We start from the raw sequence: 1,358 nt of genomic DNA on the forward strand, positions 1-1,358 counted from the left end.
GCTTCGGGCGGCGTCTGAAAGAAGGTAACAGCGCCAATGTTATCGGAAGTCGGCAAAGATTTCGAAACGACAACCAAGTGAGCGATGTCGCCTCTTGGTCCCTTAGCCGAAGGTCGATTGAACGCTTGTCATGTCGGTTGTCAGGGGTAGACCGGACGCCGATCCAAATTGGCGTCCACCGCTGCTTTTGACCCATTTGAGACATCGGCCGATCGCAGCCGACGTCCAGTTGGCACGAGGTTTATTTCAAAACCAGATGCTTCGTGGGCGCTGTGGCGGCAGGCGCGGACGGGGAAATCGTGAACGTCAGCCAGGTATTCCATCCCGACGGACGGTTGGCCGCACCGAACTCGCCGTATCCCCTCAGACCAAGGGAGCCCTGCATGTCTCCGACCGGGAAGCTGTACCCGATTTGCGGACCGACACCGAAAACGCGTGACCTGAAGCCACCGAGGATCGGGCTCTGGCCGGAATCGTCGGTGATTTGCTGGTAGGCGTATCCGACAATGCCGACGAAAAGCTGCTTGGTGAGGTAGTGCGATGCGCCCCAGTCGAAGTGGAAATCGATGCCGCTCCGGTACTGGGTGTCGGGATTCCTGAAATTGTAGGTAAGGCCGGCGACGCCCGAGAATTCGTTTCCTGCCGCCGGGTCGAAATAGGTATAGGCGCCTCCAATGTCGATCGCGCCGTGCCCGAGCCCGATATTGGGAATCCGCGTCGGATCATAGTCGCCGACGGGAACATTGCCCGTGACGTAGGCCATGTAATTGTTGACGCCATGGTTCCATAGCAGTTCAGCGAATGGCGCGAGGTCGCCGTAGGAGATAAGCGAGCCTTCGAGCATTCCGGTGCGCGTCACCACAATCGGTCCGGCTATCGCTGTCAGTGTTCCGGCTATACTGGCGGCGGCTCTGCCGTACTGGCCGGACATGCCTACGACCAATTGACCGCCAAGCACCGCCGTCGCGAAAGTATACGATGGCGCGAGGCCGACCAGATCGGCCCGCCCGTTCAGACTCAGATTCAAATTGACGTTGACGTTGCCGGGGATTTTGCCGGCCAGAATCTCTTTGGCCGCAGCAGCGCTCCCCGCGGCGGCGACGCTGGAATGGTAGTCGATGACACTGAGCGCCCAGCCCGGTGTCTGCTGCACGGCGACGAGACTAGCAAACTGACCCGGAAACCAGAATGAAGAGCCAGCCTCGTCGGCTCGTGTGACTCCAGGAAAAAGCAGGAGAACTGCAGCCGTTACCGCACAGTCAATGACCCGGATTCTCGTGTTGATTAATCCCATTGCCAACCTCCGCGGTACTTGCAACCGATGGCAGCGACCAAGAGCGGTCGGCGAACCAGTGAGG

1 protein-coding gene is annotated in these 1,358 nt (G+C 59.4%); it reads right to left on the reverse strand.

All coding sequences use genetic code 11. The annotated features are described in order from the left end of the window. Window positions 1–241 precede the first annotated feature (241 nt). Window positions 242–1,294: a SphA family protein gene (locus ACXJL8_RS41160; RefSeq protein ID WP_456624362.1), complete on the reverse strand. Its 1,053-nt coding sequence runs from the start codon at window positions 1,292–1,294 to the stop codon at window positions 242–244. Between the last annotated feature and the right edge of the window lie 64 nt (window positions 1,295–1,358).

The sequence above is a fragment of the Bradyrhizobium sp. P5_C11_2 genome, from assembly GCF_054049755.1.

Bases quoted from the DNA above. Each gene is read 5' to 3' on its own strand.
- ACXJL8_RS41160 (WP_456624362.1), bottom strand. From the start codon at position 1,294: ATGGGATTAATCAACACGAGAATCCGGGTCATTGACTGTGCGGTAACG.